The organism is Cellulosimicrobium sp. NPDC055967, assembly GCF_042269845.1.
Taxonomy (GTDB): domain Bacteria; phylum Actinomycetota; class Actinomycetes; order Actinomycetales; family Cellulomonadaceae; genus Cellulosimicrobium.
The window spans coordinates 12,145-38,218 of sequence record NZ_JBHJYJ010000008.1 but is presented as its reverse complement, the minus strand read 5'-3'; the positions used below and the strand labels follow the sequence as shown (position 1 = coordinate 38,218).

Here is a 26,074-nt window from a genome sequence, read left to right as displayed (position 1 = left end):
CGGGGCGGACGGCGAGGGGCCCCGGCGACGTGCGTCGCCGAGGCCCCTCCACCGTACGCCGGGCCGGTCAGCCGACGAGCGCGGGCACCGGATCTTCCGGGGCCGGCAGGATCCGGCGCAGCACGTCGGCGAGCGTCACGACGCCGACGAACCGCTCGCCGTCCATGACGACCGCGAGCTGCTCGCTCGACTCGCGCATGCGTGCGAGCGCGGCGTGCACGGTCGTCCCGGACGCGAGGACGAACCCGGGGCGCGCGAGCTCCCCGGCGGGCCGGTCGTCGGGCTCCAGCAGCGTGTCGCGCACGTGCACGACCTTCGGCACGACGCTCCCGTTCTCGACGAGGATGCGCAGGTGCCCCGACCGGGCGGACGCGGCGCGCACGTCCGCGGCCGTGGCGGTCGCCGGGACCGACGTGGGTCGGCCCTCCGCGGGCACGAGAGCGTCGACGGTGAGGGTCTCCAGCTCGATGACACCGGAGATCTGGACGCGGTACGACGCCTCGAGCGCGCCGACGTTCGCCGAGTGCTCGACGAGGTGCCGCAGGGTCGCGGGGTCCTGCCCGCCGCCCTCGACGTGCTCGACAGGCTCGACGCCCACGGCCCGCACGCAGCGGTTCGCGAGCGCGTTGAGCCAGCGCAGGAGCGGACGGAACGCCCACATGAACCCGCGCATCGGGAGCGCCAGCAGGGTGGCCGAGCGCTCCGGGTGGGCGATCGCCCACGACTTGGGCGCCATCTCCCCGATGACGAGATGCAGGAACGTCACGACGATCAGCGCGAGCACGAAGCCCGCGACGTCGGCGGCCCACAGCGGCGCGCCCCAGGTCTCGAAGACCGGGGTGAGCCAGTGGTGCACCGCGGGCTTGGTGATGGCGCCGAGCGCGAGGGTGCACGCCGTGATGCCGAGCTGCGCGCCCGCCATGAGCAGGGTCAGCTCGTTCGAGCTGCGCAGCGCGGCGCGCGCCGCCCGGCTCGTGGGAGCGGCGTCCTCGAGGCGGTGCCGCTTGGCGCCGAGGAGCGCGAACTCCACGGCGACGAAGAACGCGCTCAGCGTGATGATCGCGACGGTCGCCGCGACGACGACCCAGGGGTTGCTCATCGGGACTCCTCCGCAGCGGTCGTCGGGCGTGTGGTCGGTCGGGCGCTCTCGTCCGTCTCGTCGGTGGCGGGGGCGTCGCCCCGCTGCTCCACGAGCCGGACGCGCACGAGGCGCGGCACGTGCCGCTCGACCGACAGGACGTCGACGACGAGCGTGCGGTGCACGGGCTCGTCGTGGACGAGGTCGGCCGGGTCGTCCGGCAGCGGCACCTCGATCGTGTCGCCCGCGCGCGGCAGGGCGCCGTGCTGGGCGATGAGGAGGCCGGAGACCGTCTCGTGGTCGCCGCGCGGCAGGTCGTGCCCGAGGGCGCGCTCCGCCTCGTCGACGTGGACGTCGCCGCCCATGACCCACACGCCGTCGTCCTCGGCCGTGACGGTGACGGGCTGCTCCGGGTCGTGCTCGTCGGTGATCTCGCCCACGAGCTCCTCGGCGAGGTCCTCGACCGTGAGCACGCCGGTGAACCCGCCGTACTCGTCGATGACGCACGCCAGCTGGTTGCGCGTGGAGTTGAGCTGACCGAGCGCGTCGGGCAGCGTCATGGCCGTGGGCAGCACGACCGCCGGGCGCATGAGCGCGGTGACGGGCGCGTCGTCGGGCAGGTCGGTCGCCAGGACGTCGGCGAGCTGGACGACGCCGAGCGGCTGGTCCGTCTCGTCGACCACGGGGTAGCGGGTGTGGGCACGGGCCATGAGCTCGCGGACCTCGGTGACGGTCGCCTCGGGGCGGACCGTCCCGACGCGAGAGCGGGGGATCATCGCGTGCTCGACGTCCCGCTGGGGGAAGTCGAGGATGCGGTCGAGCAGCACGGAGAGCTCGTCGGGCAGGTCCCCGCTCTCGCGCGAGTCGGCCACGATGTGCTCGAGGTCGCGCGCGGTCGCGGTGTTGTCGACGTCGTGCACCGGCTCGATCTTGAGCAGGCGCAGCAGGGCGTTGGACGCCTTGTCGAACACCGCGATGAGCCAGCCGAACACCGTGAGGTAGGCGGTCGTGGACCGGGCCAGGCCCTTCGCGAGCGGCTCGGGCCGCGCGATGGCGAGGTTCTTGGGGAACAGCTCGCCGAAGAGCATCTGGATGATCGTCGACAGCACGAGGGCGAGGACGGTGCCCACCGCCACGCCGACACCCTGGGGGACGCCCACGCCGCCGAGCATCGTGCCCAGCGACTCGCCGATGAGGGGCTCGGCCACGTAGCCGACGAGCAGGCCCGTCACGGTGATCCCGAGCTGGGCCCCGGACAGGACGAAGGACGTGCGCCGGGTGACGGCGAGCGCGCGCCGGGCCGGCTCGTCGCCGGCCTCCGCCTTGGCCCCCAGGCGGGAGCGGTCGACGGTCATGTAGGCGAACTCCTGGGCGACGAAGTACGCCGTCGCCGCCGTGATCGCGAGAACCACGAGGAGCCCGAGCAGGAGGGGGAGGAAGGTCGTCATCGTGCCCGCACCGCCCTCCGGTCGTCGGGGACGCGTTCGCGCGTCCGCTCGCTGCCGGGGCCGGTGCGGCCGGGACTATGGTCGGGGTCGTCGGCCGCGGGGGCCTCGAGAGTCGTGTCTTCCACGGCACTCCCAACGCAGGACGGCCCCGGATCGTTCCCGGGGGAAGTTTCGGGGAGCCCTGGGGGAGGGAGCCGTGCGCGTCGGGGCGCGAGCGGGCGTCCGGTAGGGTCGTCCGCGATGTCCAGCCAGAGCCCCGACCGGTCCGTGCCGTCCACCGACGAGCACCCCACCGGCGCGCCCCGCAAGCCCCGCGTCCTCGTGCTGTTCGGCGGCCGCTCCGGCGAGCACGCCATCTCCGCCGCGACCGCCGCGGGCGTGCTGCGCGCGATCGACCGGTCGCGGTACGACGTCGTCCCGGTCGGGATCACGCCGACGGGGGAGTGGGTCCTCGCGGCCGACGAGCCCGCGCGCTGGGAGATCACGGAAGGGCGCCTGCCGCAGGTCGAGCCGACCGGCGAGGAGGTCATCCTGCCGCTGTCGACCGGGCGCCGGGAGCTGCGCGTGCTCACCCCGGGCGACGTGCCGCGCGTGCTCGGCGAGGTGGACGTCGTCTTCCCGCTGCTCCACGGGCCCTACGGCGAGGACGGCACGCTCCAGGGGATGCTCGAGCTCGCCGACGTCCGCTACGTCGGCGCGGGAGTCCTGGCGTCCGCCGTCGGCATGGACAAGCACTTCATGAAGCTCGTGCTCGCGGGCGAGGGGCTGCCCGTCTCCCCGTACACCGTGATCCGCCCGGGCGCGTTCGAGCGCGACCCCGAGGGATGGACGCAGACCGTTGCGGCCCTCGGCCTGCCCGTGTTCGTCAAGCCGGCGCGCGCCGGGTCGAGCCTCGGCATCTCCAAGGTCGACGACCTCGCGGACCTGCCCGCCGCCATCGCCGCCGCGCAGGAGCACGACCCGAAGGTGATCGTCGAGGCGGGCGTCGTCGGTCGTGAGATCGAGTGCGCCGTCCTCGGGGGCCGTGGGGGCGCGCGCCCGCGCGCGTCGCTGCCCGGCGAGATCGTCGTCATGGGCGAGGCGCACGACTTCTACGACTTCGAGGCCAAGTACCTCGACGAGGCCGGGGTCGAGCTCTCGTGCCCCGCCGACCTCCCCGAGCACCTCGTGGAGCGCGTGCGCGAGATCGCGATCCGGACGTTCGAGGCCGTCGGCGCCGAGGGCCTCTCGCGGGTCGACGTCTTCGTCACGCCCGACGAGCAGGTCGTCGTCAACGAGATCAACACGATGCCCGGCTTCACGCCGTTCTCGATGTACCCGCGCATGTGGGAGAAGTCGGGGCTGAGCTACCCCGAGCTCATCGACGAGCTCGTCGCGCTCGCGCTCGAGCGGCCCACCGGCCTGCGCTGAGCCCTCCGCGCCGACCCGCCGGGCTCAGCCCACGTCGCCCGTGCCGACGCACGCGCGCGTCTGCGGGACCTCCATGACCGCGCGGCCCAGGTCCGCGATGAACGACGTGGAGTGGCTCTCGGTCACGGCCGGCGGCACGACGACCTGCACCGCGGGGTCGCGCCCGTAGGTCGTGAACGTCCACGTGCCCTCGTCCTCGACGACGAGCCAGTCCACGGTGCCGCCGGCGGACTCGACGCTCTGGCACGCGGTCGTCGTCGGCCCGGGCACCTCGACGCCGCACCGCAGCGTCACCGCGGCACCCGGCTCGCCCCAGGCCGCGGTGGCCTGGCTCGTCGTCCCGACCTTCGGCAGGTCCTCGCCGAGGGTCTCGGGCAGCGCGAGGACGACGTCCGCGCACAGCGGGTTCTGGGCGTCGTCCGCCACGGGGACGCCGATGCTCGGCGCGCACGCGGCGGTCGCCGCGACGACGCCGAGGAGCGCGGGCACGGCGAGCACCTGGGCGAGGGGGCGCGACCGGCGAGGCCGGGACGGGCCGGGGCGGGAGGATGGTGAGGCGGGAGGGACGGCGTCGAGCACGCGACCACCGTAGCGGCCCGCGGAGGGTGCCCGTGACCGCCCGGGCGGCGGCTAGGGTGGCGGCGTGAGCGAGACGCCCCTGCTGGTCCGCGACGTGCCCGAGGAGGCGCTCCTCGCCCGGATCTTCCCCCTGCTGCCCACCGCGCCGACCACCCTCGTCGGGCCGGGGGACGACTGCGCCGTCGTCGCGGCGCCCGACGGCCGCTACGTCGTGTCGACCGACGTCCTCGTCGAGGACCGGCACTTCCGCCGGCGCTGGTCGTCCGGGTACGACGTCGGGTGGCGGGCCGCGGTGCAGAACCTCGCCGACGTGGTGTCGATGGGCGCGCGCCCCGCGGCGCTCGTCGTCTCGCTCGTCATGCCGGGCGACCTGCCCGTCGACTGGGTCACGGGCCTCGCGCGCGGGCTCGCCGACGCGTGCACGCCCCTCGGTGCCGCGGTCGTCGGCGGGGACCTCTCGGGAGGGGACCAGGTCGTCGTCGCGGTCACCGTCCACGGCGACCTCGAGGGCCGCGAGCCCGTGCTGCGCTCCGGCGCCCGGCCGGGCGACGTCGTCGCGCTCGCGGGGAGCCTCGGCCGGTCCGCGGCGGGGCTCGCGCTGCTCGACGCCGGACGTGCGGACGTCGACGACGCGCTCGTCGCCGCGCACCTGCGCCCCGACCCCCCGCTCACCGCGGGGCCCGTGGCCGCCGACGCGGGCGCGACGGCGATGATGGACGTGTCCGACGGGCTCCTGCGGGACGCGGGCCGGATGGCGCGGGCGAGCGGCGTCGTCGTGGACCTGGAGCTCGCCGCCCTCGGAGCGGACCGCGACCGGCTGCTGACGGCGGCCTCCGCGCTCGGCGGGTCCGGCGGGGACGTTCCCTGGGAGGACGCCGGCGACCGCGCCGACGGGTGGGTGCTGTCGGGAGGCGAGGACCACGCGCTGCTCGCGGCGTTCCCCGCCGACGCCGACCTGCCCGCCGGGTTCCGGGCGGTCGGCACGGTGCGCACCGCGGACGGCGACGGCGCCGGAGCGCGGGTCGACGGTGCCGTCGCGCACCGCGCGACGGGCTGGGACCACTTCCGCGCCTGAGCGCGGCGGTCAGCCCCGGCGGTAGCGGACGGCGGTGAGGTCCTTGCCGCCGATGTCGTCCCGGCGCTCCACGCCGTCCGGCGTGAAGCCGTGCCGACGGTAGAAGCGGCGCGCGCGCTCCGCGTCCTCGAGGACCCAGAGCGTGACGGTCGTGCCGGGTCGCACCTCGCCGAGCATGGTGCGCATGAGGTCGCGGGCGACGCCGCGCCCCCAGGACTCGGGGTCGAGGTAGATGGCGAAGATCTCGAGGTCGCCGGGCTCGGCGTCCTCGTCGCGGCTGGGGCCGAGGGTGGCGAAGCCGATCGTGCGCCCGTCGGCGTCGGCGAGCCAGGTGCGCGCGCCGGGCGTGGCGAGGCTCTGGACCCAGTGCTGCTCGCGCTGGTCGTGGTCCAGCGAGGCTAGGTACTCGTCGGGCACGATGCCCGCGTACGCGCCCCTCCAGGACGCGATGTGCACGGCCGCGATGGCGCTCGCGTCTGCGGGAGCGGCCGGGCGGATGGTTACCTCGCTCAGTTCCGTCACCATGCACAAAGACTGCCACCGCGGCCCGGATCCGCCAAACCGGTTTGTCCTGATCTTCAGGAGATCTCCGCATCTCGGCGGGTCGTCGCCCGTGGTCGAGGGCTGGTCGAGAGGCTGGTCGGCGGCTGGTCGAGGGTCGGTCGCGGCGCAGAGACGACGAGAGCGCCTGCCGGGATCCGGCAGACGCTCTCGTCAGGGTCTCGCGATGCTCAGGCGGGACGGGTGACCTTCCCGGCCTTGAGGCAGGAGGTGCACACGTTGAGACGCTTGGGCGTCCCCGCGACCACGGCGCGCACGCGCTGGATGTTCGGGTTCCAGCGGCGCTTCGTCCGGATGTGGGAGTGCGAGATGCTGTGCCCGAAGCCCGGGCCCTTGCCGCAGACGTCGCAGTTGGCAGCCACGGTTTCTCCTGATCGTCGTGCACGTCGCGCACGCAGCGGCGACGTCCTGAATGGTCTGTAGGGTGTCGCGCCCGGTGTTCCTCGGCGGCTCCTCGACGGTGTCGAGGGCGCGCGAAGCACCCGGGCAACCTCGTCAGGGTAGCCGATCCGAGGGCCCGAGCTCAAACCGGGCGCTCGTCACACCCGCGGGTGCCCCGGGACGCCGCTCGTGCGCACCGACGGCGCGCACGGTTGACTACCGTGGTCCCGACGGCCCGCGGTGCCGTCCGACCGCCCGGGCGTCCGGCGCGGTCGTCCCCCGAGCGCGAGGAGCCGGACCGACGTGAGCCCCGCAGCCGACGTGGTCGACGCCGCCGTCGTCGTCGCGTGGGGCCACGGTGGCGTCCGCGCGCTCGCGGCCGCACGCGAGTCGCTCGACCGTGTGAACGTCTTCCCGGTCGCGGACGCGGACACGGGCACCAACATGTACCTCACCCTCCTCGACGCGGTCCGTGCGCTGCCCGCGCGCGACACGGCGGCGGCCGGGCGGGAGGGCGCGGTCGGCGGCGCCGGCGACCTGCTGGTCCGCCTGGCCCGCGGCGCGCTCGTGGGGGCACGAGGCAACTCGGGCGTCATCCTCAGCGAGTACCTCCGCGGGCTGGCGCTCGCTCTCGCGGAGCACCGGACCGTGACCGGTGCCGCGCTCGCGGGCGGCCTCGACCGCGCCGCCCGCACCGCCCGCGGCGCGGTGGCCCGCCCGGCACCCGGCACGATCCTCACGGCGGCCGACGCCGCGGCGCGCGCGGCCGCGACCGCGTCGGAGGGTCCCGGCGCCTCCTCGCCCGCGGTCGTCGCGGCCGCCGCCAGGGACGGGGCGCGGGCCGCGGCGCTGCGCAGCACCGGCGAGCTCGACGCGCTCGCCCGGGCGCAGGTCCTGGACGCCGGAGCCCTCGGCCTGGTGCTGGTCCTCGGGGCGCTCGTCGCGGCGCTCGACGACGCCCGGGCCCCGGGGGCCGACGCCGGGGCCGGCCCGGTGGCCGACCGCAGCGACGCGGCCTCGGCACCGGTCCGCGCGCGCGACGTCGTCGGGACGGCCGGGGCGGGCGTGTCGGAGGTGCTCGGCATGATGGCCGGCATGGTGCCGGTGCCGGGCTCGCCCGGGGAGACGGGCGCCGGACCGCAGGCCGGGCACGAGGGGGGCGAGTTCGAGGTGATGTACGTGGTCGACGTCCCCGCGGCGGGGGCGGCGCACCCTGCTCGCGGGCCCGTCGAGGACCCGGCCGAGCTGCTCCGTGCCGAGCTCGCGCGGATCGGCGACTCCGTCGTCGTGGTGGGCGGGCCGGGGGAGCACGGCTCGGGCCTCTGGCAGGCGCACGTCCACACCGACGACCCGATGGCCGCGGTCGCCGTCGGGCGCGCCGCGCTCGCGACCCTGCGGTCCGCGCAGGCCGACGGCGAGGAGGCCGCGCCGGCCGCGGCGGGGGACGACGCCGCGCTGCGCCAGGTGCGGGTCCGGCACCTCCCGGGGCCCCACGAGGAGGGCCACGTCCTGGACGCCGCTGCCCGCGGGGCGCACGACGCCGCGGCCGTGGCGGCGGACGCCCCGGGGCTGGTCGCGGTGACCACGGCGCCCGGTCTCGTCGCGGACCTCGCCCGGGCGGGCGCCGTCGTGCTGCTGCGGGACGCCTCCGGCCCCCTCGACCTGTCCGCCCTGCACCGCGTCGCGATCGACGCCCGCGCGTCGCACGTCGCGCTCCTGCCCGGCGCGCAGCTCGCGGAGGACGACGTCGCGACCCTGCGTGCGACCCTGCGCGACGACGGGGTCCGGACGCTCGAGGTGCTGCCCGCGGCGACGGACCTGCACGTCGCGGTGGCTCTCGCCGCGGCACAGCTCGTGGAGCCCGGTGCCGCGCAGCGGCTCGAGGCGGCACGGTCGGCGCTCGGCGCCGTCCGGTGGGCCCGGCTCGACGCCGCGGGCAGGCCCGCGCCGGAGCTGGCGCGGCGGCTCGCGGACCGGCTCGACCCCCTGCGCGTGCACCCCGGTGCGCTCGTCACCGTGCTCGCCGACGACGACGTCCCGGGCGCGGCTCTGGAGGCGCTCGCGACCGACGCGGCCGGGTCCGGCGCCGAGGTCGTGCACCTGCGCTCCGGGCGCGACGGCGGCGCCGTCACGCTCGCGGTCGAGGGACCGGAGGCCGCGGCCGACGACATCGAGGCCGCCGTGGAGGCCGAGGGATGAGCGACCGTCTGTCCGAGCCGCTGACCCGCGCGGTCGGCACGCGCAGCGCGGGCCCGCTCGCGAAGCTGGGCCTCGAGACCGTCGGGGACCTCCTGCGGCACTACCCGCGGCGGTACGGGGACCCGGGGCGCCTCACCGACCTCGGGGGCCTCGCGCTCGGCGAGCACGTGACGATCGTCGCGCAGGTCCGCAGCGCGACCGTCCGGCGCATGCGCAACCGCGCGGGCGCGATCCTCGAGGCGGTCGTGACCGACGGCCCGCAGCAGCTCTCGCTCACGTTCTTCGCCAAGAGCCCCAACGTCTTGCGCTACCACGAGCAGCGGCTGGCCCCGGGGCGGCACGGGCTCTTCACGGGGGTGGTCGGGCTGTACCGCGGCACCCGGCAGCTCACGCACCCCGACTACAAGATCATCGGGGTCGACGACGACGCCGAGGACGCGGAGAGCGCCGTGCTCGAGGCGAGCCGGCCCATCCCGATCTACCCCGCGAGCGCGAGCATCCCGAGCTGGAAGATTCAGCCCGCGGTGCGCACCGTGCTCGACCCGCTCCGCGAGGAGGACGTCCCCGACCCGCTCCCGGACGCCGTGCGCGAGCGGCACGGGCTCGGGACGCGGCTCGAGGCGCTGCGCGACGTGCACGAGCCCTACGACGAGAAGCAGTGGCGACGCGGCCGCGACCGGCTGCGGTACGAGGAGGCGTTCGTCCTGCAGGCGGCGCTCGCCCAGCGCCGGGCCCGGGCCGCGGCCGAGCCGGCGACGGCCCGCCCGCCCTGCGGCTCGGGGGAGCCGAGCATCCTCGCCGACTTCGACGCCGCCCTCCCGTTCACGCTGACGACGGGTCAGCGGGAGGTCGGGGAGGAGATCGCGGCGGACCTGGCGCTCGCACGGCCGATGCAGCGCCTCCTGCAGGGCGAGGTGGGCTCCGGCAAGACGGTCGTCGCGCTGCGCGCCATGCTCCAGGTGATCGACGCCGGCGGTCAGGCGGCGCTCCTCGCCCCGACCGAGGTGCTCGCCGCGCAGCACGCGCGCACCCTGCGCGCGCTGCTCGGGCCGCTCGCGGAGGGCGGGTTCCTCGGGGGTGCCGAGCACGGGACGCGTGTGGCGCTGCTCACGGGGTCGCTCGGCGCCGCCGCGCGCAAGGAGGCCCTGCTGGACGCGGCGAGCGGCGCGGCGGGGATCGTCGTCGGCACGCACGCGCTGCTGTCCGAGAACGTGCGGTTCGCCGACCTCGGCCTCGTGGTCGTGGACGAGCAGCACCGGTTCGGGGTCGAGCAGCGTGACGCGCTGCGCGCGAAGGCCCGCACGAGCCCGCACCTGCTCGTCATGACCGCGACCCCCATCCCGCGGACCGTCGCGATGACCGTGTTCGGCGACCTCGAGACGTCCTCGCTCACCGAGATCCCGGCGGGTCGCGCCGGCATCACGACCCACGTCGTGCCCGCCGGCAACGAGGCCTGGATGGAGCGCACCTGGGCGCGCGTGCGCGAGGAGGTCGACGCCGGGCACCGCGCGTACGTGGTGTGCGCGCGCATCCACCCGGACGAGCCGGACGCGGACGCGCCGTCGAGGCGGACCGACGACTTCGACGAGGTGCCCGACTTCCTCCTCGACCCCGACGCCTCGGACGCCTCGGACCGCGCACCCCTGCGGGCCGTGCTGGAGGTCGCCGAGGAGCTGCGCGGCCACCCGCGCCTCGCGGGGCTCGACGTCGGGGTGCTGCACGGGCAGATGCCCCCGGCGGACAAGGACGCGGTGATGGCCGACTTCGCGTCGGGTGCCGTCCAGGTGCTCGTCTCGACGACCGTCGTCGAGGTCGGGGTCGACGTCCCCGAGGCGACCGCGATGGTCGTGCTCGACGCGGACCGGTTCGGCATCTCCCAGCTCCACCAGCTCCGTGGGCGCGTCGGCCGCGGCTCCGCGGCGGGGCTGTGCCTGCTCGTCTCGACCGCGCAGCCCGGCACGCCCGCCGCGACCCGTGTCGAGACCCTCGCGCGCACGACCGACGGTTTCGAGCTCGCGACCGTGGACCTCGAGCTGCGCAGCGAGGGCGACGTCCTCGGCGCCGCGCAGTCGGGGCGCGCGAGCTCCCTGCGGCTCCTGCGCGTCGTCAAGGACGCGGACGTCATCGCGACCGCACGCGCCGACGCGGCCGCCGTCGTGGCGGAGGACCCCGACCTGACCGACCACCCGGTGCTCGCCGACGCGATCCGCGACCAGCTCGACCCGGAGCGCGAGGAGTTCCTCGAGCGGGCGTGAGGCGGTCGTCGTCCGCCGTCCCCGTCGTCCACCCGGTCGTCGAGGCCGCGGCGCCGCGGGCCGTGCGCGCACGCTCGCGACGGTGCCCCGGACCGCGCCCCTGCTGCGCCACCTCGACCCCGGGCGGTCGTTCGACAGGCTCTAGGCTGGGCGCGTGACGAGGATCGTGGCGGGGACGGTAGGGGGACGCACGCTGCAGGTCCCGCCGCGCGGGACGCGGCCGACGAGCGAGCGCGTCCGCGAGGCGATCTTCTCGCGCCTCGAGCACCTGGGCGTGGTCGACGACGCGCACGTCCTCGACCTCTACGCGGGCTCGGGCGCGCTCGGCCTGGAGGCCGCGAGCCGCGGCGCCGCCGACGTGACGCTCGTCGACTCGGCCCGGATCGCGGCCGACGTCGCGCGCCGCAACGTCGCGGCCCTCGGCCTGTCGACCGTGCGCGTCGTCGCGCAACCCGCCGAGACGTTCGTCGCCGGCGTGGCCGCGGACGTGGCGCAGCGGGCGGCGGTCGGCGGGGCGGACGGGACGCCGACTGGTCGCGCGTCTCGCGGCCCGTACCACCTCGTGCTCGTCGACCCGCCGTACGACGTCACCACCGAGGCGCTGGAGCGCGTCCTCGCCCACCTCGCCGTGCCCGGCGTCCTCGACCCGGCCGCCGTCGTCGTCGTCGAGCGCTCGACGCGCACGCCCGAGCCGACCTGGCCGACGGGCTGGGAGGTCGTCGCGCGCAAGGACTACGGCGAGACGACGGTGTACTTCGTCGGTCCCGAGCTATCCGACGAGACATAGCGCCCGGGTTCCGCCGGTGCCCCGCCCTGCCGAGCAGGCGGTTCCGGCGCGTCCGGGCCGTCTGACACGCCCGGATCGCCTGCTCTGCGTGTGGGGACGGTCCGGTCGACGGGCCTCAGGACGGCGCGTGGGCCTCGTCCGGGGCGAGGAGACCGACGGGGACGGTCGCGAGGGCGGCGGGGTCGGCCGGGTCGACGAGCGGGACGCGGTCCCCGGACGCGGCGTCGAGCAGGCGGCGGGTCGCGGCGTCGTCGGCCAGCGTGCCCTCGCTCGCGCGGAGGTTCTCCGCGAGGAACGCGCGCAGCGGCGCTGCCGGGGCGTCGTCGGGCGTGCCCGGGCCCAGCGGGAACGAGACGAGCAGGAGCGCCGGGACGCGCTCGCCGCCGGGGCCGTCGCCGGGCTGGAAGTAGGGGAGCGCGAGGACGCGCGCGCCGAGGCGCGCGTAGAACCGCAGCCGCGCGACGGGGTCGCCGTGCGCCTCGCTGCCGGCGTGGTGGGCCGGGTGCTCGACCTCCCCGACGACGAGGAGCGGGTCGAGCGCGCGCCAGTCGGCGAGCGCGGCGGCGACGAGCCGGCCGCCGACCCCGCCGCCGCGCCGGCCGGGGGCGATCGCGAGGTAGAGGACGAGGAGGACGCGCGCGTCGGGGAACCACTCGCCGACGACGCCGGCGACGACGCGCCCGTCCTCCACCACGCCGAGGCTGCGCAGGCGCCCGGTCGCGTGGTCGTCGAGGAGCTCGGCCTCGTCCACGAGCTCGGCGGGCGGGAACGACGGCGCGAGCACGTCGCGGTGGAGCGAGCGCACGAGCTCGGGCGTCGTGAGCGGGACGACGACGGTCTCCTCCGGGGCGGTCACGCGCACCATCGTCGCGCGCGACGGTGATCCGCGCCCGCCCGGCCGTGCCGCCGCCGTCGGCGCGACCCCGTGTACTACCGTGACGACGTGACCACAGCCGTCTGTCCCGGGTCGTTCGACCCGATCACCCTGGGCCACCTCGACATCGTCCGACGTGCCCGTGCGCTCTTCGACGAGGTCGTCGTCGGCGTCGCGCGGAACGCGTCGAAGTCGGCGCTGCTGAGCGCCGACGAGCGGGTCGCGCTGGCCCGCGCGGCCGTCGACGACGCCGGGCTGGACGGGGTCCGCGTCGAGGTCGTGCCCGGGCTCCTGGTGGACTTCTGCCGCGAGATCGGAGCGGGCGCCGTGGTCAAGGGCCTGCGCGGTGGCGCGGACTTCGACGCCGAGCTGCCGATGGCGCTCATGAACCGGCACCTGGCCGGCGTCGAGACCGTGTTCGTCGCGGGCGACGCCGCGCTCCAGCACGTCGCGTCGTCGCTCGTGAAGGACATCGCGCGGTACGGGGGACCGGTGGACGACCTCGTCCCGCCGGGGGTGGGCGAGGCCGTCCGTGCGGCGCTGGCACGGGTGCAGGGGAGCAGCAGGTGAGCACGACGGGAAGGACCGGGTACGTGAGCGAGCAGCAGGACCGGCGGGTGACGCACGAGGACCGCGCGACGGAGGAGGCGCAGGTCGGGCTGAACGCGATCCTCGACGACCTGACGCACCTCGTGGAGACGGCGCGCGCCATGCCCATGTCGTCGTCGGTGCTGGTGCACAAGGGCGACGCGGTCGCGCTCCTGGACGAGCTGCGCGGCGCGCTGCCCGAGCAGCTCGCGCACGCGGACGAGGTGCTCGCCCAGGCGGACGCCGTGCTCGAGGACGCGCACCGGCAGGCGGAGGAGATCCTCACGACGGCGCGGGCGCGGGCGATCGAGCTCGTGCAGGCGGAGCAGGTCGTGGTCCAGGCGGAGTCGCGCGCCCGGGAGATCGTCGACGAGGCCGACGAGGCCGCGGCCGTGCTCCGGCGCGACGCCGACGACTACTGCGACCGCCGGCTCGCGGACTTCGAGGTCGACCTCGGCAAGCTGCTCGCGCAGGTCCAGGGCGGGCGGGCGAAGCTCGCGGACCGCCTCGGGGAGCGTGCGGGTGAGCCGGAGGAGTCGCCGTTCCCGGCGACGATGCGCGAGCGCACGAACGACCGCGCGGGGCGCTGAGGTCCTCGCCGGGCCGGTGCCGGGCGACCGCGGCGCGGACGACCGTCGGCCGTCCGGTGGTGGGCCGCGGCCGCGGGTCGTCGGCAGGTGGCGGCCGTGCCGTCCGGTGACGTAAGATCGATGTTCGGCTCGGCGCGTCGCGCGTCGGCCTGTGCCTGGCAGTCGCCGTCGAGCGGCCGTCGGCCCCCGACCATCGTTGACCATCCGTCCGCGGGCTCCCACGCCCGTGGGCTCCGATCCTGGAGCGCGCCATCACCGCCGAGAAGACGTCGCCGCTCGTGCTCGACACGCACGAGCTCGGTCGGCGACCCGGGAGCATGCGGACGGTCGTCGCGACCGTCCCCGCGCCCGCCGACCTCGGTACCGCGGTCATCGGCATCCCCGAGGGCAGCGAGCTCGAGCTCGACCTGCGCCTCGAGGCGGTCATGGAGGGCGTGCTGGTCTCCGGGACGGTGACCGGCCGCGCGGTCGGGGAGTGCGTGCGCTGCCTCGACACGGTCCACGAGGACGTCACGGTCGAGCTCGCGGAGCTCTTCGCCTACCCCGAGCGGGCGAAGGCCGCGGAGGAGTCGGGCGACGACCTGGAGGACGCCGAGGACGTGTACGACCTCGACGGCGACCTCGCGGACATCGAGCCCGCGCTACGGGATTCGGTCGTCACTGCACTACCATTCAGTCCGGTGTGCCGAGCGGACTGCCCGGGGCTGTGCTCCGAGTGCGGAGCGCGTCTGGCGGACGACCCGGGGCACACGCACGACCTTGTCGACCCTCGGTGGTCGGCGCTGGAGAGCATGTTCGACACCTCGAACGTGTCCGACGAGACGAAAGAGAGCTAGCCGTGGCTGTTCCGAAGCGCAAGATGTCGCGCAGCAACACCCGTGCGCGTCGTTCGCAGTGGAAGACGACCGCCGCGAACCTCACCACCTGCCCGCAGTGCAAGGGCGACAAGCTGTCGCACGCGGCGTGCCCGACGTGCGGTACCTACAAGGGCCGCCAGTACGCCGAGGCGCTGCGCACCGAGCACGCAGGCTGAGGCGCGTGGCACCGGCTGCACCGGCATCCGGTCTTCTCGAGAAGCTCGGGGTCCATCTGGACCCCGAGCTTCTCGTGCTTGCGCTCACGCACCGGTCGTTCGCGCACGAGAACGGCGGCATCCCCACGAACGAGCGTCTCGAGTTCCTTGGTGACACCGTCCTGGGCCTCGTCGTCACGGAGACCCTCTACCGCCGCCACCCCGACCTGTCCGAGGGTGAGCTCGCCAAGATGCGGGCCGCGACCGTCTCGCAGAAGTCGCTCGCCGCGATCGCGCGCCGGCTCGGCCTGGGCCAGTACGTGCTGCTCGGCAAGGGCGAGATCCGCACGCGCGGCAACGACAAGGACTCGATCCTGTCGGACACGGTCGAGGCGATCATCGGCGCGGTCTACCTGAGCCACGGGCTCGAGCCCGCACGCGGTCTCGTGCTCCGGCTCGTGGAGCCGACGCTGTCGGCCGCGGCGGGGCTCGGCGCGGGGCTCGACTGGAAGACGTCGCTCCAGGAGGCCGCCGCCGCCGCAGGGCTGAGCGCCCCCTCCTACTCGAGCGACGCCGTCGGGCCGGACCACGCGCGCGTCTTCACCTCGTACGTGCACCTCGACGGCCGGCTCTACGGGACCGGCAGCGGCACCGCCAAGAAGTACGCCGAGCAGGAGGCCGCCGAGCGCGCCTACCGCGCCCTGGCGGCCGAGCGCGCGGAGCCGGAGCCGTCCGACGGGCGCGTGACCACGGCGGTGGAGGCGGCCGAGGACGCCGGTGCCTGAGCTGCCCGAGGTCGAGACCGTCCGCGACGGCCTCGACCGCCACGTGCTGGGCTCCCGGGTCGTCGACGTCGAGGTGCTGCGCGACTACAGCGTGCGGCGCCATGACGGCGGCCCGGCCGACTTCCGGGACCAGCTCCTCGGCCAGCGGCTCGACGCCGCCGTGCGCCGCGGCAAGTTCCTCTGGCTCCCGCTCGTCCCGGGCGGACCGACGGACGGGCCCGACGACGGCCCCGCGGCCGCGCTGCTGGCCCACCTCGGGATGTCGGGCCAGCTCCTGGTGCGCTCGGGGCCGGGCCTCGGGGAACGGTCGCCGCACCTGCGTGTGCGCCTCGTGCTCGAGCCCGACGGCGCCGGCCCGGCGGGCGCGCTCGCGCTCGACTTCGTCGACCAGCGCACGTTCGGGCACCTGTCCGTCCAGGACCTCGTGCCCACGCCCGACGGTGCCCCGGGCGGTCTCGGCTCGGACCTCGCCGCGGTGCCCGGCCCGGTCGTGCACATCGGCCGCGACCTCCTCGACCCCGCGCTCCGGCGCGACGACGTCGTCGACGCGATCCGCCGTCGTCGGACCGGCGTGAAGCGCGCCCTGCTCGACCAGACGGTCGTCTCCGGGGTCGGCAACATCTACGCCGACGAGGCGCTGTGGCGCGCCCGCCTGCACTTCGCGCGTGCCACGGACACGCTGCGCCGCCCGGAGGCGCACCGCCTGCTCGACGCCGCCGCCGAGGTGATGACGGAGGCGCTCGTGCAGGGCGGCACGAGCTTCGACGCGCTCTACGTCAACGTCAACGGCCAGTCCGGCTACTTCTCGCGCTCGCTCGCGGTGTACGGGCAGGAGGGCGAGCCGTGCCCGCGCTGCGGGACGCCGGTGCGCCGCGACGAGTTCATGAACCGCTCGTCGTACACCTGCCCGCGCTGCCAGTCGCGCCCCCGCAACGGTCGCTGGTAGCTCGTCCGGCCGTCGGCGCTCCGTCCCTCTCGGTGTCGTCGCAGGGGTCAGCGGGGGACGACGTTGCGGAACTCGCGGCCCGCGCGGAGCGCGTCGAGGTTGGCGTTCACGAGGTCCGACGCGCGCTGGGGGCGGTTGCCCGCGACGTGCGGCGTGAGGATCAGCCGCGGCGCGTCCCACAGGGGTGACGCCTCCGGCAGGGGCTCAGTCTCGGCGACGTCGAGCGCGGCTCCGCCGAGGCGGCCGTCGCGCAGCGCCGCGACGAGCGCGTCCTCGTCCACCGTGGCGCCGCGGCCGACGTTGACGAAGACCGCGTGGTCGGGGAGCTGGTCGATCCGGACCGCGTCGAACGCGTGCCGCGTCGCGTCGAGGGCGGGCAGCAGGGAGACCAGGACGTCGGTCGTCGCGAGGACGTCCGGCAGGTCGTCGTCGGTCACGACGGGGAACCCGTGGCGCTCGCCGCGGCTGCTCGCGACGCCGGTCACGTCGGCGCCCAGCGCGGCGAGCAGCGGGGCGAGCCGCGCGGCGATCGAGCCGAACCCCCAGATCGTCACGCGCGCGCCGTCGAGCGTGTACCGACCGGCGGTCGCGGGGTCGGCCTGCGCCCGGTTCACGGCGGCGTCCCACCGGTGCTCGCGCTGCGCCGTCGCGAGCACGTCGAGGCGCCGTACCGCCGCGAGGACGAGCGCGAGCGCGTGCTCGGCGACGGGGCCGTCGTGCAGCGACCGCCCGGACGTGATCGTCACGTCCGGGCCGAACCCGGCGGCCAGCACCGCGTCCGGGCCCGCCGCGAGCGTCTGGACCCAGCGCAGGCGCGTGAGCCGCGCGGCGGCGTCCGCGAGGTTCGCGGGCGTGTTCGCCCACGCCACGAGCACCTCGGCGTCGGCGTCCTCGGGGCTCAGCGGCGCCGCGGCGTCGTAGCGGACGACGACGTCCCCCGGGCCGCCGCGCACGTCGAGGGCGATGGTGCTGGGCACGAGGATCTTCAACGCTGCTCCCGGGTGGTCCGTCGAGGTCGCGGCCTCCCTGCGCGGGACGGGGCCGCCCCGCGAACGTATCACCGTGCCGTCTCGGTGCCGTCCCGGTGCCGTCCCGTAGCGGCCCGGCGCCGGCCTGGCGCCGGCCTGGCGCCGCTCGGCGCTCCCACCTGCGCTTCCGCAGGCGCGACCCCGCCCCCGGGGATATGTTCGCGATGTTCCGACGACGCGCCCTCCGCGCGCCGTCCCGGTCGGCCCCGCGGGGTCACGGCTTCGGGGGTGGGGATGGGCTCGTCCACGGGCGCGCCGACGCACGCAGAGGTGCGCGCGGCGATCACGGCACGGACGCCGAAGAACTACATCACCTGGCTCACGCTCGCGTTCATGATCACGTCGTCGGTCGCGAGCCTGCGCGCGGCGCCGACGATGGCGGTCTACGGCCTCGCGGCCGTGTTCCTCTACGTCGTGCCGGCGCTCGTGTTCCTGCTGCCGACGTCGCTCGTGTCCGCCGAGCTGGCGTCCGGCTGGTCCGGCGGGGTGTACCGCTGGGTCGCGGACGGCGTGTCGAAGCCGCTCGGCTTCCTCGCCATCTGGTGCCAGTTCGCGATGACGATCTTCTACTACCCGAGCCTGCTCGGGTACGTCGCCAGCACGTTCGCGTACGTCATCAACCCGAGCCTCGCGAGCAACGGGCTGTACGTGGCGATCGTCATCGTCGTGCTCTTCTGGACGGGCGTGTGGCTCTCCTCGCAGGGCACCAAGACGGTCGCGGGGCTGTCGAGCTGGGGCCTGATCATCGGGACGCTCATCCCGGCCGCGATCCTCGTCGTGCTCGGCATCGTGTTCCTCGGTCAGGGCAACCCGTCGGCCGCGCCGATGGACGCGCAGCACCTGCTGCCGGCCTGGACGGGCCTCGCGTCCCTCGTGCTCATCGTCAACAACTTCCTGTCCTACGCGGGCATGGAGATGAACGCGGTGCACGTGACAAGCCTGCGCAAGCCCGCGTCGGAGTTCCCGCGGTCGATGTTCCTCGCGATCGGGCTCGTGCTCCTCATCTTCATCCTGCCGGCCGTCGCCATCAGCTGGGTCATCCCGGCCGACCAGCTCAGCCTCACCGCGGGCGTCATGCAGGCGTTCGACGCGTTCTTCGCCAACTTCGGCGTGAGCTGGCTGACGCCGATCCTCGGTCTCATGCTCATCGCGGCGTCCCTCGGGGGGATGCTCACGTGGCTGGCCGGGCCGTCCAAGGGCCTGCTCACCGTCGCGCGCGAGGAGGGCTACCTGCCGCCGTTCCTCCAGCGCCTCAACAAGCACGGCGTGCAGCAGAACATCCTCGTCACGCAGGGCGTCATCACGACCGGGATCGCGCTCCTCTACGCGTTCATCCCGGACGTGTCGAGCGCCTACTGGATCCTGTCCGTCATCACGACGCAGGTGTACCTCGTCATGTACCTGCTGCTGTTCGTCGCGGCCGTGCGGCTCCGCCGTCGGGCGCCCGACCACCCGCGCGGCTACCGCGCCCCCGCGCTGACGCTCCTGTGCGTCGTCGGGTTCTGCGCGTCGGTGGCCGCGATGATCATCGGGTTCGTGCCGCCCGCCCAGTTCTCGAGCGGGAACGTCGGGGTGTACGTGCTCATCGTGGGAGGCGGCCTCGGCATCATCGGCCTGCTCGTCCCGGCGCTGTTCTACCTGCTGCGCAAGCCGTCCTGGAAGGACCCGGAGGCGGCGGCCATCGCTGCGGCGGACGAGGCGGGGGAGGGCGAGGCGGCATGAGCTCGACGCGCCCCGACCACGTCCCCGTGCACGTGCCCGAGCCGGCCTCGTCCAAGCGGTGGGTGACGTACACGGCCGCCGCGCTGCTCCTGGTCGCGCTCGGCGCGGTCATGCTGATCGTCTTCGACAACGTGCGGTCCACCCGCGACGCGCGCGAGGCCGAGCAGAAGGCGGCGGAGCTGCACGACCGCTTCGCCGAGATCGGGATCACGGCCTTCAGCGAGGAGACCATCGCCGACGTGCTCGGCGACGACGGCGGCGGGTTCTGCACCGACCCGGCCGCCCTCGTCGAGGCGACCGCGAACCTCGGTGCCGCGAACGGGGCGGCGGGTCCGGGGCTGCGTCCGTCCGTGCTCGACGAGCGCCGCCTCGCGGGCGACCGGCTCGTCATCGAGGTCTACTGCCCCGAGCAGCTCGACGCGTTCGACGCCTACGTCGACTCCCTCGACCTCGACCCCGGCCGCACGACCGAGCCCGGCAGTGACGCCACCGAGGGCGCCGACGGCGGCCCGACCGAGGAGGACGCATGAGCCAGCAGGGCAGCGGAGCACGACCCGACGGCGCCGGTCACGTCGAGGAGGTGCGCGCCGCCGTACGGGAGCTCGTGCCCCGCGCGCTCGACGACCTGCGCACGCTCGTCGCCATCCCGTCCGTCGCCGACGAGCGCCTCTTCCCGCGCGCCGAGTGCGAGCGCGCCGCGCAGTGGGTCGCCGACGCCTTCCGCGCCGAGGGGATTGACACGCGTCTCGAGGTCACGCCCGACGGGTCGCAGGTCGTGCTCGGGCACCGCCCCGGCCCCGACGGCGCGCCCACGGTGCTCCTCTACGCGCACTACGACGTGCAGCCGCCCCTCGACGACGCCGCGTGGACGACCCCGCCGTTCGAGCTCACCGAGCGCGACGGCCGGCTCTACGGCCGCGGCGCCGCCGACTGCAAGGGGAACGTCGTCACCCACCTCACCGCGCTCCGGGCGCTGCGCGCGCTCGGCGGCGAGGACTACCCCGTGGGGGTCCGCCTCGTGGTCGAGGGCTCGGAGGAGCAGGGGACCGGCGGTCTCGACCAGTGGGTCGAGGCGAACCCGGGGGCGCTCGCGGCCGACGCGATGCTCATCCAGGACACGGGCAACGCCGAGCTCGGCCTGCCGACGCTCACCGTGACGCTGCGCGGTGCGGCGAACGTCGTCGTGCACGTCGAGGCGCTCGAGGGCGAGATCCACTCGGGCATGTTCGGCGGCGCGGCGCCCGACGCGCTCGCCGCGCTCGTCGCCGTGCTCGCGAGCCTGCGCGACGAGCACGGCGACACGACGATCGACGGCGTGCCGGACGCCGTCGCGCACGGGACGTGGGACGGCGTCGCGTACGACGAGGACCAGTTCCGTCACGACGCGGGCGTGCTCGACGGCGTCCGCCTCGTCGGGACGGGCAGCGTCGCCGATCGGCTCTGGGCGCGCCCCGTGGTGACGATCCTCGGGATCGACGCGCCGAGCGTCGTCGGGTCGGCCGCCGCGATCCAGCCCCGCGCCTCGGCGCGGCTCAACCTGCGCGTCCCGCCGGGCTCGGACGCCCAGGAGCTCCAGGAGAAGCTGGTGGCGCACCTGGAGGCCCACGCCCCGTGGGGTGTCCGCGTGCGCGTGGAGCGCGACGCCGTCGGGCAGCCGTTCGCAGCCCGCACGAGCGGCCACGTGTTCGACACGCTCACGGCGGCGCTCGCGGACGCGTACGGGCGCGAGACGGTCACGGCGGGGCAGGGCGGGTCGATCCCGCTGTGCAACGTGCTGGCCGGGCAGTACCCGGACGCGGAGATCGTGCTGCTCGGCGTCGAGGAGCCCGCGTGCCTCATCCACGCGCCCAACGAGTCGGTCGCGCCGAGCGAGATCGAGAACCTCGCGGTCGGCGAGGCGCTGTTCCTCGCGCGCCTCGGCGAGGGCTGAGCCACCCGCACACCTCGAGATCGACCTGTCGGTCTCCAGATCGGCCCTCCGAGGGCCGATCTCGGCCGTACGGGTCGATCTCGCGGCTACCGCGGTGCGGGTGCCTCCTGGTCGAGCGCCCACCGGTAGGCGGGGAGCCCGAGCAGCTCGGCGTGCGTCCCGCGCGCGACGACCCGCGCCGGTGCGTCCGCCGTGTCCCCCGAGGTGGCCTCCGGGACACCGAGGAGCAGCACCTCGTCGACCGCCTCGAGCGCACTCAGCCGGTGCGTCGCGAGGACGACGCCGCGTCGTGGCTCGCCCGCCGACCCGCCGTCCGGTCCGCGCGTCGTCGCGACGAGGTGCCGCACGAGCGCGTCGGCGCTGGCCGCGTCGAGGTGCTCGGCCGGCTCGTCGAGCAGCAGCAGCGGCGCCGGCGACAGCAGCGCGCGGGCGACGAGCAGACGACGGCGCTCGCCCCCGGACACGGTCGTGGCGTCCGGGCCGAGCAGCGTCTCGAGGCCGTCGGGAAGCGCCTCCAGCCAGGCGGCCAGCCCGACGTCGCGCAGCGCCGCCGCAGCGTCCTCCGGCGTCACGTCGCCCCGCGCGACGCGCAGGTTCTCGAGCACCGTCGTGTCGAACACGTGCCCGTCCTCCGCGACCAGCACGACGCCGCGCGCTGCGTCCTCGCGGGGGAGGGCGCTCGCCTCGGCGCCGTCGAGCGCCACCCGGCCCGCGAGCGCGGGGACGAGCCCCGCGGCGGTCGCGAGCAGCGTCGTCTTCCCGACGCCGGAGGGCCCGACGACCGCGAGGGCGCGACCCGGACGAAGGTCCAGGTCCACGCCCTCCACGACGACGCGCGTCGTGCCCGGCCACCCGGCCGCGGCGCCGTCGAGCACGAGCGACGCCTCCGCCGCACCGGGGGCTTCCGGGTCGCGGGCCGTCGCGGCCGCGCGCGGTGCCGACCCGTCGAGGAGCGCGACGACGCGTGCCGCCGCCTGGCGCGAGCGGTGGAGCTGGACGGCTGCGGCGGGCAGCGCGTTGGCGGCCTCGAACACGGCGAGCGGCGTGAGCACGATCACCGACAGCTCGACCGGGGCGAGCGTCCCGGCCGTGACGGCGGGGATGCCGAGCAGGAGCGACGCCAGCACGGCGAGCCCGACGGCGAGCGCCGCGATCCCGGCCGCGACCCCGGCGGGCCGGGCGCCGTCGTCGGTCACCCGGGCGAGGGCGCGGTCGGTCGCGCGCAGGTCGTCCAGGCGCGCGCCCAGACGTCCGGAGACGGCGAGCGGGCCGGACTGCTCGAGGATCTCGAGCGTCGTCGCGGTCATGGCCGCGCGCGTCGCGGCGCCGCGCGCCTCGACCTCGCGGGCCGAGCGGGCGGAGAGCCACGGCGCGACGACCGCGGCGAGGAGCAGGCACAGCGCGAGCGCGACGCCCGCGGCGGGCAGGAACGCCCCGACGAGCACGACGGACCCCACGGAGATCGCCAGCGCGATGCCCGCCGGGACGAGCGCGCGCACGACGACGTCGCCCACCGCGTCGACGTCCGCGCCGACCCGGGCGAGCAGGTCGCCGCGCCGCAGCCCGACGAGCGCGCCGGGCGAGCCCTCCGCCAGCGCGGTGTAGAGGTTGGCGCGCAGGGCCGCCATGCCGCGCAGCGCGACGTCGTGCGAGGCGAGGCGCTCGAGGTAGCGGAACACGCCGCGCGAGATGCCGAAGGCTCGTACGCCGACGACCGCGACGGACAGCGTGAGGACGGGCGGCATCTGCGAGGCGCGCGCGATGAGCCACGCGGCGACGGCCGCGAGGCCGACGGCGCTCCCGAGCGAGAGCGTGCCGAGAACGACGGCCCACACGACGCGGCGCCAGCGCACGTCGAGCAGGGCGACGGCGCGCCACAGCGGGTCGGCGGCGAGGCGGTGTCGGGGGCCTGTCACGGGTGCCTCCTCTCGGCGGATGCGTGTGCGGATGCGGGTGTGGGTGCTGTGGCCGCGGCGAGCGCGGCCGCGTCGTCGGACCCGCCGTCCGGGGGTGCCGGCGGATCGTCGAGCGGCGTCGAGCGGACCTTGACGACGTCGTCCGCGGCGCGGACGAGCGAGGCGCGGTGCGCGACGACGACGACGGTCCGGCCCTGGTCGCGGAACGCCCGCACGGCGTCGAGCACGACCTGCTCGCCGCGCGCGTCGAGGTGGGCCGTCGGCTCGTCGAGCACGACGAGCGGGACGCGCGCGGGGTCGCCGAGCAGGGCCGCGGCGAGTGCGACGCGCTGGCGCTGGCCCACGCTCAGCCCGACGCCGCCGCGTCCGACCTCGGCGTCCCAGCCGTCGGGCAGCGTCGCGAGCACGGCGTCGAGGCCGGCGGTGCGCGCGGCGCGGTCGAGGTCGGCGTCGGTCACGGGCAGGCCGCCCGCGACGACGTCGCGCAGACGCCCCGGGGCGAGCACCGGGCGCTGGGGGAGCCAGGCCACCTGCGGCCAGAACGTCGCCGGGTCGACGTCGGCGAGGTCGAGCGGGTCGGCGCCCGGACCGGTCAGGACGACCGTGCCCCGGTCGGGGCGGACGAGGCCGAGGAGGACGAGCGCCGTCGTCGTCTTGCCCGCCCCGCTCGGTCCGGTGAGGGCGACGACGCGGCCCGGCCCGCCGAGCCGGAGCGTGAGGTCGAGGCCGGCCGGGGCGAGCACGTCGCGGTCGCCCGCGCGGACGCTGACGCCGCGCAGGGCGAGCGTGGCTCCCGCGAGGGACGGGGCGGCCGCGGTCCCGGGCTCGGGCGCCTCCTCGTCGAGGACGGCGAACGCCTGCTCGGCGGCCGCGATGCCGTCGGTGGACGCGTGGAAGTGCAGCCCGACCTGGCGCAGCGGCAGGTACACCTCGGGTGCGAGCACGAGCACCGCGAGCGCGGGCTCGAGCTCCATGCCCCCGTGCACGAGGCGCAGGCCGACGCCCACCGCCACGACGGCGACGGACAGCGTCGTGAGGAGCTCGAGGACCATGCCGGAGAGGAACGCGATCCGGAGCGTGCCCATGGTCGCGCGCCGGTTGGCCTCGCCGAGCGCCCGGACGCGCCGCTCGGGGCCCCGGGCCCGCCCGAACGCGAGGAGGGTGGGCAGCCCGGCGAGCAGGTCGAGCACCTGCGCGCCGAGCCGCTGCATGACGACGAGGCGCCGCTCCGACGTCCCCGCGGTGAGGCGCCCGACGAGGACCATGAAGAGCGGGACGAGCGGGATGGTCACGGCGACGATCACCGCCGAGACCCAGTCGAGGCCCAGCACGACGGCGAGCGTCGCGGGCGTGACGGTCGCGGCGAGCAGGAGCTGGGGCAGGTAGCGCACCATGTACGGCTCGAGGGCGTCGAGCCCGCGCGTCGCGAGCGTCGCGACCTCGGGACCGCGCCCGGACGCGAGCCAGCGCGGCCCGAGGGCCACGGCGTGCGTGACGACCTGCTCGCGCAGCTCGGCCACGGTCCGGGTCGCGGCACGCAGCGCGAACCGCTCCTGGGCCCAGGACGTCGCCGCCCGGGCCGCGACGACGGCGGCGAGGAGCCCGACCCGCGGCCCGAGGTCGGCCAGGTCGGCCGTCCCCTGGATCGCCGGCGCGAGGACCGACGCGAGGACGACCGCCTGGGCGACGACCAGGGCCGCCGTGGCGAACCCGAGCACCGCCGTCAGGACGACGTACCCTCGCGCGGCCCGCGCGTGGCGCAGGAGCCGCGGGTCGAGCGGCTTCACGCGTCTTCCGACCCGCCGGCCCCGAGGCCGCGACCGGCCGAGCCGCCCGACGACGCCCCGCCGAACGCCGCCTCGCGGACCTTCTTGAGCGAGAGGCCCGCGGGCGCCGGGATGTCCTTCGTCGACAGGCGGCGGCGGAACACCCAGTACGTCCACGACTGGTAGGCGATGACGAGCGGCGTGAGGATCACCGCGACCCAGGTCATCACCGTGAGCGTGTAGTCGGTCGACGACGCGTCGTGCACCGTCAGCGAGTTCGCCGGGTCGACGGCGGGCATCACGTCGGGGTACATCGACCCGAAGATCAGCACGACGGCGGCGACGATCGTCACCGCGGAGGCGGTGAACGCCCAGCCCTCGGCGCCCCGGCGGTTGGCGACGAGCGCCGCCACGAGGCCGCCCGCGGCGAGCACGACGGCGGCCCACGTCCACGGGACGGAGTAGGCGACCTGGGCCCACACGGCCCAGCCGCCCGCGAGCACGAGCGCCGCGACGCCGAAGACCGAGGCGTGCTGCCGGGCCCGGGCGCGGATCTCGCCGTCGGTCTTGAGCGCGACGAACACCGAGCCGTGCAGCAGGAACAGGCTGAGCGTGACGAGGCCGCCGAGCAGCGCGAACGGCGACAGGAGCGAGAAGAACCCGCCGACGAACTGGTGGTCGGCGTCGAGCTGCACGCCGCGCACGAGGTTGGCGAACGCGACGCCCCACAGCACGGCGGGCACCCACGACCCGACCTGGATCGCGACGTCGCAGCGGCGCGCCCAGCCCTCGTCGCGGATCTTGCCGCGGTACTCGAACGCCACGCCGCGCACGATGAGCGCGACGAGGATGAGCAGGAGCGGCAGGTAGAAGCCGGAGAAGAGGGTCGCGTACCACTCGGGGAACGCGGCGAACGTCGCGCCGCCCGCGGTGAGCAGCCAGACCTCGTTCCCGTCCCACACGGGGCCGATGGAGTTGATGAGGACGCGGCGTTCCTTCTCGCGGTGCTCCTTGTCACCGCGCGGGAGGATCGACAGCAGCATGCCGACCCCGAAGTCGAAGCCCTCGAGCACGAGGTAGCCGGTCCACAGGACCGCGATGAGCACGAACCAGACGACGGCGAGATCCACGGTGGTGTCCTCCT

Annotated in this window: 24 protein-coding genes; 14 read left to right on the top strand and 10 right to left on the bottom strand. The window is 75.8% G+C overall.

Annotated elements, in window-relative coordinates; translation table 11 throughout:
• Nucleotides 1-67: 67 nt before the first annotated feature.
• Nucleotides 68-1,099, bottom strand: a complete 1,032-nt coding sequence (locus ACFC2L_RS12155; RefSeq protein ID WP_375824560.1) for a hemolysin family protein — start codon at nt 1,097-1,099, stop codon at nt 68-70.
• On the bottom strand, nt 1,096-2,526 hold the full coding sequence (locus ACFC2L_RS12150; protein WP_375824559.1) for a hemolysin family protein: 1,431 nt from the start codon (nt 2,524-2,526) through the stop codon (nt 1,096-1,098). The genes ACFC2L_RS12155 and ACFC2L_RS12150 overlap by 4 nt, the downstream gene beginning before the upstream one ends.
• Nucleotides 2,527-2,766: 240 nt before the next feature.
• On the opposite strand from ACFC2L_RS12150, the gene ACFC2L_RS12145 reads away from it, so the two are divergent.
• Nucleotides 2,767-3,936: a D-alanine--D-alanine ligase family protein gene (locus ACFC2L_RS12145; protein WP_375824558.1), complete on the top strand. Its 1,170-nt coding sequence runs from the start codon at nt 2,767-2,769 to the stop codon at nt 3,934-3,936.
• Between the two features lie 24 nt (nt 3,937-3,960).
• Here the strand turns inward: ACFC2L_RS12145 and ACFC2L_RS12140 are convergent, their stop codons facing one another.
• A complete protein-coding gene (locus ACFC2L_RS12140; protein ID WP_375824557.1) occupies nt 3,961-4,515 on the bottom strand; it encodes a DUF3515 family protein in 555 nt (184 codons plus the stop codon).
• 64 nt (nt 4,516-4,579) lie between these two features.
• On the opposite strand from ACFC2L_RS12140, the gene ACFC2L_RS12135 reads away from it, so the two are divergent.
• The gene (locus ACFC2L_RS12135; RefSeq protein WP_375824556.1) at nt 4,580-5,590 is read left to right on the top strand and encodes a thiamine-phosphate kinase; all 1,011 of its coding nucleotides are present in this window, start codon (nt 4,580-4,582) and stop codon (nt 5,588-5,590) included.
• A 9-nt stretch (nt 5,591-5,599) separates the two neighbouring features.
• On the opposite strand, the gene ACFC2L_RS12130 is transcribed toward ACFC2L_RS12135, so the two are convergent.
• Complete coding sequence (locus ACFC2L_RS12130) at nt 5,600-6,115, bottom strand: GNAT family N-acetyltransferase (RefSeq protein WP_053371462.1); 516 nt, start codon at nt 6,113-6,115, stop codon at nt 5,600-5,602.
• 206 nt (nt 6,116-6,321) lie between these two features.
• Nucleotides 6,322-6,513 carry a 50S ribosomal protein L28 gene (rpmB, locus tag ACFC2L_RS12125; RefSeq protein WP_024840757.1) on the bottom strand — a complete coding sequence of 64 codons (192 nt, stop codon included), beginning with the start codon at nt 6,511-6,513 and terminating at the stop codon, nt 6,322-6,324.
• A gap of 322 nt (nt 6,514-6,835) precedes the next feature.
• Between rpmB and ACFC2L_RS12120 the strand changes: the two genes are divergently transcribed.
• The 3 genes from ACFC2L_RS12120 (at nt 6,836) to rsmD (ending at nt 11,773) form a co-directional block, all read left to right on the top strand.
• A complete protein-coding gene (locus tag ACFC2L_RS12120) occupies nt 6,836-8,731 on the top strand; it encodes a DAK2 domain-containing protein (RefSeq protein WP_375824555.1) in 1,896 nt (631 codons plus the stop codon).
• A complete protein-coding gene (locus ACFC2L_RS12115; protein WP_375824553.1) occupies nt 8,728-10,986 on the top strand; it encodes an ATP-dependent DNA helicase RecG in 2,259 nt (752 codons plus the stop codon). Before ACFC2L_RS12120 ends, ACFC2L_RS12115 begins: the two co-directional genes overlap by 4 nt.
• Before the next feature lie 154 nt (nt 10,987-11,140).
• Nucleotides 11,141-11,773: a 16S rRNA (guanine(966)-N(2))-methyltransferase RsmD gene (rsmD, locus tag ACFC2L_RS12110; protein ID WP_375824552.1), complete on the top strand. Its 633-nt coding sequence runs from the start codon at nt 11,141-11,143 to the stop codon at nt 11,771-11,773.
• Between the two features lie 115 nt (nt 11,774-11,888).
• Here the strand turns inward: rsmD and ACFC2L_RS12105 are convergent, their stop codons facing one another.
• Complete coding sequence (locus tag ACFC2L_RS12105) at nt 11,889-12,629, bottom strand: GNAT family N-acetyltransferase (protein WP_375824551.1); 741 nt, start codon at nt 12,627-12,629, stop codon at nt 11,889-11,891.
• Nucleotides 12,630-12,716: 87 nt separating this feature from the next.
• On the opposite strand from ACFC2L_RS12105, the gene coaD reads away from it, so the two are divergent.
• The 6 genes from coaD (at nt 12,717) to mutM (ending at nt 16,568) form a co-directional block, all read left to right on the top strand.
• Complete coding sequence (gene coaD / locus ACFC2L_RS12100) at nt 12,717-13,217, top strand: pantetheine-phosphate adenylyltransferase (RefSeq protein WP_375824550.1); 501 nt, start codon at nt 12,717-12,719, stop codon at nt 13,215-13,217.
• Nucleotides 13,218-13,240: 23 nt separating this feature from the next.
• The gene (locus tag ACFC2L_RS12095) at nt 13,241-13,825 is read left to right on the top strand and encodes a hypothetical protein (protein ID WP_375824549.1); all 585 of its coding nucleotides are present in this window, start codon (nt 13,241-13,243) and stop codon (nt 13,823-13,825) included.
• A gap of 278 nt (nt 13,826-14,103) precedes the next feature.
• The gene (locus ACFC2L_RS12090) at nt 14,104-14,661 is read left to right on the top strand and encodes a DUF177 domain-containing protein (protein WP_375824548.1); all 558 of its coding nucleotides are present in this window, start codon (nt 14,104-14,106) and stop codon (nt 14,659-14,661) included.
• 2 nt (nt 14,662-14,663) lie between these two features.
• Nucleotides 14,664-14,858: a 50S ribosomal protein L32 gene (gene rpmF, locus ACFC2L_RS12085; RefSeq protein WP_021482203.1), complete on the top strand. Its 195-nt coding sequence runs from the start codon at nt 14,664-14,666 to the stop codon at nt 14,856-14,858.
• Between the two features lie 5 nt (nt 14,859-14,863).
• The gene (gene rnc, locus ACFC2L_RS12080) at nt 14,864-15,622 is read left to right on the top strand and encodes a ribonuclease III (RefSeq protein ID WP_375824547.1); all 759 of its coding nucleotides are present in this window, start codon (nt 14,864-14,866) and stop codon (nt 15,620-15,622) included.
• Nucleotides 15,615-16,568 (top strand): bifunctional DNA-formamidopyrimidine glycosylase/DNA-(apurinic or apyrimidinic site) lyase, encoded by a 954-nt coding sequence (gene mutM, locus ACFC2L_RS12075; protein ID WP_375824546.1) that lies wholly within the window; start codon nt 15,615-15,617, stop codon nt 16,566-16,568. The genes rnc and mutM overlap by 8 nt, the downstream gene beginning before the upstream one ends.
• Nucleotides 16,569-16,615: 47 nt before the next feature.
• Here the strand turns inward: mutM and ACFC2L_RS12070 are convergent, their stop codons facing one another.
• Nucleotides 16,616-17,557: an NAD(P)-dependent oxidoreductase gene (locus ACFC2L_RS12070; RefSeq protein ID WP_375824545.1), complete on the bottom strand. Its 942-nt coding sequence runs from the start codon at nt 17,555-17,557 to the stop codon at nt 16,616-16,618.
• A 273-nt stretch (nt 17,558-17,830) separates the two neighbouring features.
• On the opposite strand from ACFC2L_RS12070, the gene ACFC2L_RS12065 reads away from it, so the two are divergent.
• Genes ACFC2L_RS12065 through ACFC2L_RS12055 form a run of 3 tightly spaced genes read left to right on the top strand, consistent with a single transcriptional unit; the run spans nt 17,831 to nt 21,248 of the window.
• Nucleotides 17,831-19,318: an APC family permease gene (locus ACFC2L_RS12065; RefSeq protein ID WP_375824544.1), complete on the top strand. Its 1,488-nt coding sequence runs from the start codon at nt 17,831-17,833 to the stop codon at nt 19,316-19,318.
• Complete coding sequence (locus ACFC2L_RS12060; RefSeq protein WP_375824543.1) at nt 19,315-19,848, top strand: hypothetical protein; 534 nt, start codon at nt 19,315-19,317, stop codon at nt 19,846-19,848. Before ACFC2L_RS12065 ends, ACFC2L_RS12060 begins: the two co-directional genes overlap by 4 nt.
• Complete coding sequence (locus tag ACFC2L_RS12055; protein WP_375824542.1) at nt 19,845-21,248, top strand: dipeptidase; 1,404 nt, start codon at nt 19,845-19,847, stop codon at nt 21,246-21,248. The genes ACFC2L_RS12060 and ACFC2L_RS12055 overlap by 4 nt, the downstream gene beginning before the upstream one ends.
• 86 nt (nt 21,249-21,334) lie before the next feature.
• On the opposite strand, the gene cydC is transcribed toward ACFC2L_RS12055, so the two are convergent.
• From cydC to cydB, 3 genes are read right to left on the bottom strand one after another with little or no spacing between them, the layout of a single operon-like run.
• The gene (cydC, locus tag ACFC2L_RS12050; protein ID WP_375824541.1) at nt 21,335-23,164 is read right to left on the bottom strand and encodes a thiol reductant ABC exporter subunit CydC; all 1,830 of its coding nucleotides are present in this window, start codon (nt 23,162-23,164) and stop codon (nt 21,335-21,337) included.
• Nucleotides 23,161-24,951, bottom strand: a complete 1,791-nt coding sequence (cydD, locus tag ACFC2L_RS12045; RefSeq protein WP_375824540.1) for a thiol reductant ABC exporter subunit CydD — start codon at nt 24,949-24,951, stop codon at nt 23,161-23,163. The genes cydC and cydD overlap by 4 nt, the downstream gene beginning before the upstream one ends.
• Nucleotides 24,948-26,060, bottom strand: coding sequence for a cytochrome d ubiquinol oxidase subunit II (cydB, locus tag ACFC2L_RS12040; protein ID WP_375824539.1), 1,113 nt, complete (start codon nt 26,058-26,060; stop codon nt 24,948-24,950). The genes cydD and cydB overlap by 4 nt, the downstream gene beginning before the upstream one ends.
• Nucleotides 26,061-26,074: the final 14 nt, after the last annotated feature.

Excerpts from the sequence above, each read along its gene's own strand:
- ACFC2L_RS12155 (WP_375824560.1), bottom strand. The coding sequence starts at position 1,099 with ATGAGCAACCCCTGGGTCGTCGTCGCGGCGACCGTCGCGATCATCACG.
- ACFC2L_RS12065 (WP_375824544.1), top strand. The coding sequence starts at position 17,831 with ATGGGCTCGTCCACGGGCGCGCCGACGCACGCAGAGGTGCGCGCGGCG.
- ACFC2L_RS12150 (WP_375824559.1), bottom strand. The coding sequence starts at position 2,526 with ATGACGACCTTCCTCCCCCTCCTGCTCGGGCTCCTCGTGGTTCTCGCG.
- ACFC2L_RS12115 (WP_375824553.1), top strand. The coding sequence starts at position 8,728 with ATGAGCGACCGTCTGTCCGAGCCGCTGACCCGCGCGGTCGGCACGCGC.
- ACFC2L_RS12145 (WP_375824558.1), top strand. The coding sequence starts at position 2,767 with ATGTCCAGCCAGAGCCCCGACCGGTCCGTGCCGTCCACCGACGAGCAC.
- ACFC2L_RS12130 (WP_053371462.1), bottom strand. The coding sequence starts at position 6,115 with ATGGTGACGGAACTGAGCGAGGTAACCATCCGCCCGGCCGCTCCCGCA.
- ACFC2L_RS12055 (WP_375824542.1), top strand. The coding sequence starts at position 19,845 with ATGAGCCAGCAGGGCAGCGGAGCACGACCCGACGGCGCCGGTCACGTC.
- ACFC2L_RS12060 (WP_375824543.1), top strand. The coding sequence starts at position 19,315 with ATGAGCTCGACGCGCCCCGACCACGTCCCCGTGCACGTGCCCGAGCCG.